Raw genomic sequence first — 7,976 nt, 5'->3', positions numbered from 1 at the left:
CCCGTACGTACGGGTGGCCGCCCCCGGCCGTCAACTCCGTTCAGTCGTTCAGGAGATCAGCTCGATCTCCGCCAGCGTGGCAGCCTTCGCGCTCACCAGCCGGTACTTCGCGTACGGCTTCGGGGACGCCACCGAGAACACCCGGGTCTGCTTGTCCCAGGCGAACGTCTCGCCGGACCGCTTGTCGAGGTCCTTCCAGGACTTCCCGTCGGCCGAGCCCTGCAACACCCAGCCCGTCGGGGCCTTTTCGGCCGTTTCCGACGTCAGCGTGTACTGCACCGCCTTCGTGCCCGCGGCCGCCGGCAGCTCCACCGACCCGACCGAGGCGGAGGTGGCCGAGGTGTCGTCGTAGAGCGCGCCATCACCCTTGAGCACGTCGCCCCTGGGTGCGGGCACCTTGTCGTCCTGGGTGATGGAGACGGGGGCCGCGTCCTTGCCCGTGCCCCACTTGGACGGCTCGGCGCCCATGTCGAACTCCAGGACACCACCCTTGGCCAGCAGGTCGTGCGGAAGCGAAGTGGAGTTCCACTTACGGCCGTTGACCTTCAGACCCTGGACGTAGATGTTCTTCGCGCTGTTCTTCGGCGCCTTGACGACCAGGTCGCGGCCGTTCTCCAGGTGCACCGTCGTCTTCGTGAAGAGCGGCGAGCCGATGGCGTACTCACCGCTGCCCATCACCAGCGGGTAGAAGCCGAGCGAGGAGAAGAGGAACCAGGCCGACTGCTCGCCGTTGTCCTCGTCGCCGTGGTAGCCCTGGCCGATCTCGCTGCCGGTGTAGAGCCGTCCGAGGACCTCGCGGACCTTCTCCTGGGTCTTCCAGGGCTGCGACGCCGCGTCGTACATGTAGGTGGCGTGGTGCGCGACCTGGTTGCTGTGGCCGTACTGTCCCATCCGGACGTCGCGCGCCTCGGTCATCTCGTGGATGACGCCGCCGTACGAGCCGGTGAACTCGGGCCCGGCGGTCTCCGGGGTGGTGAAGTACGTGTCCAGCTTCTTCGCCAGGCCGTCCCGGCCGCCGTAGAGGTTGGCCAGGCCGCGGCTGTCCTGCGGGGCGGTGAAGGCGTAGCCCCAGCCGTTGGTCTCCGTGTAGTCGTAGCCCCAGACACGGGGGTCGTACTGGTCGGAGGGCAGGCGCCAGTCGCCGTTCGGCTTCTTGCCCTGGAAGAAGCCGGCCTTGCCGTCGAAGAGCTTGACGTAGTTCTGCGCCCGGTTGAGGAAGTACTCGGACTCCTCCTTGTAACGCGCCTTCTTCGTCTTCGCGTAGAGGGCCTTGCCCATCTGCGCGATGCCGTAGTCGTTGAGGTAACCCTCCAGCGACCAGGAGAGACCCTCGTGCGTCTCCGTGTTCGCGTACCCGGTGAAGACCGAGGTCTCCATGCCCTTGCGGCCGACGCCCGAGGAGGGCGGGGCGACCGTGGCGTTCTTGACCGCAGCGTCGTACGCCGCCTCCGCGTCGAAGTCGACGCCCTTGACGTACGCGTCGGCGAAGGCGACGTCGGAGCTGGTACCGGTCATCAGGTCGGAGTAACCGGGGGAGGACCAACGGGAGATCCAGCCGCCGTCCTTGTACTGCTGGACGAAGCCGTCCACCATCTTCCCAGCCTGCTTCGGCGACAGGAAGGAGTACGCCGGCCAGGTCGTCCGGTAGGTGTCCCAGAATCCGTTGTTGACGTACACCTCACCCTTCACGATCTTCGCGCCCGTGTGGGTCGGGGTGTTCTCGCCGGTCTGCTTCGAGAACGGGCTCGCGTACGCGGGCTTCCCGTCGACCTGCTCGAAGCCGGAGTTCGGGTAGAGGTACAGCCGGTAGAGGCTGGAGTAGAGGGTGGTCAGCTGGTCGGCGTCGGCGCCCTCCACCTCGACCTTGCCGAGGATCTTGTCCCAGGCGCGCTGGGCGTCCCGCTCCACCTTGTCGAAGGAGGTCTTCTCCGGCAGCTCCGTGGCGAGGTTCTTCTTCGCCTGGTCCACGCTGATCAGCGAGGTGGCCAGCCGCAGCTCGACCGTGCGGTCCTTGCCCGCGTCGAAGCGGAAGAAGCCGGTCACGTCGTCACCGCCGTCGCCCTTCAGCTTCCCGCTGTCGGTGACGGGCGCGTCGAACGAGCCGTATACGAAGAGGCGGGTGGCACCCGTGGAGCCACCGCTCTTGACGTCGGAATATCCGGTGAAGGTACCGGACTTCGCGTCGAGGGTGAGACCTCCGTCGTTCGTGACGTTGTCGAAGACGAGGCTCGCGTCATCACCCGGGTAGGTGAACCGCATGCGCGCGGCGTGGTCGGTCGGCGTCATCTCGGCCTTGAGGCCGTTCTCGAAGGTCACGCCGTAGTAGTGCGGATTCGCCGTCTCGTTCTCGTGGCGGAACGGCAGCGCACGGGCCGTACGGGAGGCGTCCGGGGTACCGGAGGCCGCCGACGGCATCACCTGGAAGGTCTGCCGGTCACCCATCCAGGGGCTCGGCTCGTGGCTCGCGCCGAACGCCTGCATCGTGGGCAGGTTGTCCTCGTTGTTGCCACGGGAGTAGTCGTAGAGCCAGCTGGTCGAACCGGCGTTGGTCACCGGCGTCCAGAAGTTGAAGCCGTGCGGCACCGCGGTCGCCGGGAAGGTGTTGCCGCGCGAGAAGCCGCCGCTGGAGTTCGTCCCGCGGACGGTCGAGGCGTAGTCCGACAGGTGCGCCTTGCGCTTCTCCGGGGCCTTGGGGGCGATGGAGATGTCGTCGATCCAGCCCTGGAACTTGGCCGGGCCCTTCGGGGAGTCGTACGCCACCAGGATCCGGTCGACGGTCTTTCCGGCGGCGACCGTGCCGATCCGTGAGGACACCTTGTTCCACTGGTTCACGTACAGCCGTTTGGCGTCGGCCTGGCCCTGCGGGGTGAGGAGCCCGCCGTGGCTGTCGGTGGCCTTCAGCTCGCTCAGGTAGGTGCCGTCGGTGAAGGCCAGGTCCACCGCCACGTGGGTCGCGGGGTAGTCGAGGTCCGTCTTGCCCATCTGCGGATACACCAGGTACGAGAGCTGGGTGTCCTTGGTGACGGCGGTGTCGACGTCGAAGACCTTGTTGTACGAGTAGGCGTGCCCGTCCGGCTTGTGCGTCCCGGCGTAGCGGAGCGCCTTCTTCCCCGTGAAGCCCGCGCCCTGCTTGGCGGTGGGGGAGCCCGAGGGGCCCCGGTCCGCCTGGGTGCGCATGTCGTCGGGGGCCGGTGCGGAGGTGTCACCGTCGGAGAACTGGACATCGGCCAGCTGCACCGCGTCGGACGCGCCGTTGTTCCTGGTGATCTCCAGCCGGAAGTGCTGGTACGCGGTGTCCGTGGTGAAGTCGTACGACTTCGTCTGGAGGCGCTCCGAGAAGCTCTCGCCGGTGCGGGTGTCCAGGTCCTTCCAGGTCTTGCCGTCGGACGAGCCCTTCAGGGTCCAGTCCTTGGGATCCCGTTCGTCGTGGTCGTTGGCCGAAGTCAGGGCGTAGGTGACGACCTTGGTCGGTTCGGTGAGGTCGAACTCCACCCAGCCGGTGGACTCGAAGGCCAGCCACTTGGTGCCGGAGTCGGCGTCGACCAGGTTCTCCTTGCCCTCACCGCCACCGCTGTTCTCGTCGCTGGCGCGAAGGTCCGTGACCCGGTCGGTGACACTGCCGGGTATGCCGGCGGAGAAGCCGCCGTCGACACCCGACGCCCGCTTCTCGCCGTCGGGGCCCTCCTCGACGGTGTTGCGCCAGTCCGGCTGCTTCTCGTCCGCCTCGAAAGAAGAACTGAACACCGTGTCGCCGTGCGGCTTCCGGGGAGGACCGGAGGGCTGCGCGAGGGCGGCGGTGGGGGCCGCCAGGGCCATGACGAGGGCAGCCGCGAGCACCGCGGCGGACTGGCCGTGTCTGTGGCGCGAACCGTGCTGAGGACCGCGTAGTGGCTGCATATGGAGCCGTTCCTCCCGATAACAAGCAATGGACAACGTTGTCATTGTGGGGCGCGGGTACCAGTAGGGAGCCAAGTGACCAGATGTGTCAAGGGTGTTGCATGGTGTTGACATCGACGATTCGACCGTATTGCGAGAAGTGGGGCTCATGCGCGAGCGCGCGCGGTGCCCAGGTGTCACTGAGGTCTCAACTCGGGAAAGACTGCCGCTCAACCCTGCATTCGATCTTGCTCAGTCGGCGGCAAGTGGACTATACCTGTCGGCGTCTGCACAGCCGCTTCACAACGGCGCGTGGGCGCGGGGGAGAACGGGACAGTTGTGGGCGCCGGAGCGGCTGCCGCGCGATTCCTTCCGAAAATCCTCCACTGCAGTGGAAAACCGGCAATTCTGCACGACCCAAGCGCAACTGACCGCGGTGGCGGGGCCCTTCGCCCAGGCGAATTCCTCACGGGTGACCCGACACACCGCCTGAGTCCTGGAGAAGGCGAGGACTTGAGCATGGGATCCACCTCAGGCCGCACGAATGAGGGCCTTGGCCGTCGCGATCTGATCAAGCGTTCTGCCGCACTCGGCGTGATCGCTGTTCCGACGATGAGCTTCCTGTCCGCCTGCGCGAGCAGTGACAGCGGCAGTGACGACAAGGTCGAAAAGGGCACCAAGAGCGCCAAGAACCCGCTCGGTGTCAACGAGACCGCCGCCCTCGAGGTGGTCATCTTCAACGGCGGCTTCGGCGAGCAGTACGCCATCGACGCGGAGAAGAAGTACAACGCGGCCTTCCCCAAGGCGCCGAAGGTCAAGCACACCGCGACCGAGAAGATCCAGTCGACGCTGCAGCCGCGCTTCAACGGCGGCACCCCGCCGGACCTCATCGACAACTCCGGCGCCGAGCAGATGGACATGGGTGTCCTCGTCGGCAAGAAGCAGCTCGCCGACCTCACCCCGCTCATGGACGCCCCGTCCTACGACGACCCGTCCAAGAAGGTCCGCGACACGCTGCGCCCCGGTGTCCTGGAGATGGGCCAGTTCGACGGCGACCCCGTCTGGATCATGTACTACGCGTACACGGTCTACGGCGTCTGGTACTCCCAGACCAACCTCGAGAAGCTCGACGCGGCGTACCCGGAGACCTGGGACGACATGCTCGCGCTCTGCGAGAAGGCGAAGAAGAAGGGCATCGCCGGCTGGACCTACCCGGGCAAGTACCCGTACTACCTGCCGTTCTCGCTGTACCCGTTCATCGCCAAGATCGGCGGCCGCGAGGTCCTCGACAAGATCGACAACCTGGAGCCGAACGCCTGGAAGGACCCGGCCGTCAAGGCCGCCTTCGAGGCGTACTACGAGCTCTTCAAGAAGGGCTACATCCTCAAGGGCACGCCCGGCCTGACCCACATCCAGTCGCAGACCGAGTGGACCAAGGGCAAGGCGCTGTTCATCCCGAACGGCTCCTGGGTGGAGAACGAGGCCGCGCCGACCACCCCGAAGGACTTCAAGATGATGGTCGGGGCGCCGTCCAGCCTCGACTCGTCCGACAAGATGCCCTTCGGCACCCTGTGGGCCTCCGGCGGTGAGCCGTTCGTCGTCCCGGCGAAGGCGAAGAACCCCGAGGGCGGCATGGAGCAGCTGCGCATCATGCTCAGCGAGGAGTCCTCCAAGAACTTCACCAAGTCGGTGAAGTCCCTCACCGCCTTCAACGGCGGCACGGACGGACTGGAGCTCTCGTCCGCCATGCAGTCGGGTGTCGACGTGCTGGCCAAGGCCGGCGACAACGTCGTGAACCCCCGTATGCAGGACTGGTACGTCAAGCTCCAGAAGGAGCAGATCGGTATCGCCGGAATCGGCGAGATGATGGCCGGCCGCGCGACCCCGGCGGAGACCATCAAGAAGATCCAGGCCTTCGCGGACGCCGCGGCCAAGGACCAGTCCATCAAGCACTACAAGCACCAGTGAGCCACCGTCACCAGCGGCGGCACCCGCTCAGAAATCGGGGTCGGTAAACGATGCAGCACGGCAAGTACCGGTTCATCGCGGGATTCCTCGTGGTCCCGCTGGCGTTGTACGCCATATTCGTCATCTGGCCCTTCGCCCAGTCCATCTACTACTCGTTCACGGACTGGACCGGACTGAGCGCGGACTTCAAGATGGTCGGCTTCGACAACTACAGTCGGATGCTCCACGACAACATCTTCTGGAAGTCCCTGCAGCACAGTGTGCTGCTCGCCCTGCTGCTGCCGCTGGTGACGCTGGGCCTCGCACTCTTCTTCGCATTCATGCTCAATGTCGGCGGCCGGCGGCGCAAGAACGCCGTGGTCGCCGGCGTGCGGGGCTCCTCGTTCTACAAGATCGCCTATTTCTTCCCGCAGGTCCTGTCGATCGTGATCGTGGCGCTGCTCTTCCAGTTCGCCTTCAACCCGTCGTCCGGAATGCTGAACGAGACGCTCAAGGCGGTCGGTCTGAAGAGCCTCCAGCCGGACTGGCTGGGCGACCCGGACCTCGCGCTCTACTGCGTGATGGTGGTGCTGATCTGGTCGACGGTGGGATTCTTCGTCGTCCTGTTCTCGGCCGGAATGGCATCCATACCGAAGGACTTCTACGAGGCGGCCCTCCTCGACGGGGCCGACCGCATCACGACGTTCTTCAAGATCACCCTGCCGCTGCTGTGGGACACCGTGCAGTCCGGCTGGGTCTACATGGGCATCCTGGCGCTCGGCGTGGAGGCCTTCACCGCCGTACAGGTCATGACGGTGGGACCCGGCGGCCCGGACTACTCCACCACCGTCCTGCCGCTGTACGTCTACCAGACGGCCTTCCGCGACGCCCAGGCCGGTTACGCGACCACCATCGGCGTCGGGCTGCTGATCGTCACCATGCTCTTCGCGGGCATCGTGATGAAGCTCGGCCGGCGCGAGCGGCTGGAGTTCTGATGCCGGCCCCCGCGAGGAACGGCGACCGGACTACCGGCGGCATGCAGATCAGTTCGGTCCCGGTGGCCGGCTCGACAGTCGTACGAGGTGAGTACACATGAAGGTCACTGAGACTCCGCCGGCCGTCCCGGCCCCGCGCTCCCCGGTGACGAAGACGGACGTGCCGGCCGGTGCGCCCGCGAAGAGCAGCGAGGGCAAGGTCCTCAACGTCTTCTCGCACGGTGTGCTGATCATCTGGGCGGTCCTCGTCGTCATGCCGCTGCTCTGGGCGGTGATGGCGTCCTTCAAGTCGGACGACTCGATCCTGTCGACCCCCTGGGCGCTCCCGGACAGGCTGCACTTCGAGAACTGGTCGAGGGCCTGGAACCAGGCCCACATGAGCGACTACTTCCTGAACACCATCCTGGTGGTGGGCGGTTCGCTCATCGGCACCCTGCTGCTCGGCTCGATGGCCGCGTACGTCCTGGCGCGGTTCGACTTCCCGGGGAACCGCTTCGTCTACTTCCTCTTCGTCGGCGGGATGAGCTTCCCGATCATCCTGGCGCTGGTCCCGCTGTTCTTCGTCATGAACAACATGGGCCTGCTGAACTCGGTGCACGGGCTGATCCTGGTCTACATCGCCTACTCGCTGCCGTTCACCGTCTTCTTCCTCACCTCGTTCTTCCGCACCCTGCCGACCTCGATCGCGGAGGCGGCGATGCTGGACGGCGCCTCTCACACCCGGACGTTCTTCCAGGTGATGCTGCCGATGGCCAAGCCCGGTCTGATCAGCGTCGGGATCTTCAACTTCCTCGGGCAGTGGAACCAGTACATGCTCCCGACCGTGCTGAACACCGACCCGGACGGCAAGGTGCTCTCCCAGGGCCTGGTCGAACTGGCCACCAGCCAGGGCTACAGGGGCGACTGGTCGGGGCTCTTCGCAGGACTGGTCATGGCGATGCTGCCGGTCCTCCTCGCCTACATCGTCTTCCAGCGCCAGGTCGTGGCGGGACTGACGGCGGGTGCGCTCAAGTAGGGGGCCTCGTCCCGGTCGTGCCTCACACGGCCGTGGGGGGGGGGGGGGGCCCCCCGCCCCCCCCCCCCCCCCCCCCCCCCCCCCCCGCCGCCCCCGGGGCTGCGGCGACCGGGCGAACCGCCCCCCCCCCCCCACCCGCACCC

Annotated in this window: 4 protein-coding genes; 3 read left to right on the top strand and 1 reads right to left on the bottom strand. The window is 66.5% G+C overall.

The window, feature by feature from the left end:
* Nucleotides 1-48: 48 nt before the first annotated feature.
* Nucleotides 49-3,897 carry a GH92 family glycosyl hydrolase gene (locus ACFXOA_RS31915; RefSeq protein ID WP_385035625.1) on the bottom strand — a complete coding sequence of 1,283 codons (3,849 nt, stop codon included), beginning with the start codon at nt 3,895-3,897 and terminating at the stop codon, nt 49-51.
* A 498-nt stretch (nt 3,898-4,395) separates the two neighbouring features.
* Between ACFXOA_RS31915 and ngcE the strand changes: the two genes are divergently transcribed.
* The 3 genes from ngcE to ACFXOA_RS31900 all read left to right on the top strand — a co-directional run bounded on the left by ngcE (nt 4,396) and on the right by ACFXOA_RS31900 (nt 7,833).
* Nucleotides 4,396-5,844 (top strand): N-acetylglucosamine/diacetylchitobiose ABC transporter substrate-binding protein, encoded by a 1,449-nt coding sequence (gene ngcE / locus ACFXOA_RS31910; protein ID WP_385035623.1) that lies wholly within the window; start codon nt 4,396-4,398, stop codon nt 5,842-5,844.
* A gap of 50 nt (nt 5,845-5,894) precedes the next feature.
* Complete coding sequence (locus ACFXOA_RS31905; RefSeq protein ID WP_385035621.1) at nt 5,895-6,818, top strand: carbohydrate ABC transporter permease; 924 nt, start codon at nt 5,895-5,897, stop codon at nt 6,816-6,818.
* 97 nt (nt 6,819-6,915) lie between these two features.
* Nucleotides 6,916-7,833, top strand: a complete 918-nt coding sequence (locus ACFXOA_RS31900; protein WP_385035619.1) for a carbohydrate ABC transporter permease — start codon at nt 6,916-6,918, stop codon at nt 7,831-7,833.
* Nucleotides 7,834-7,976 lie beyond the last annotated feature (143 nt).

It is taken from the genome of Streptomyces sp. NPDC059166 (genome assembly GCF_042755185.1).
In the GTDB taxonomy this organism is placed as follows: Bacteria; Actinomycetota; Actinomycetes; order Streptomycetales; family Streptomycetaceae; genus Streptomyces.
Note: the sequence above shows the minus strand (reverse complement) of the source record. Positions and strands in the feature narration are given on the sequence as shown.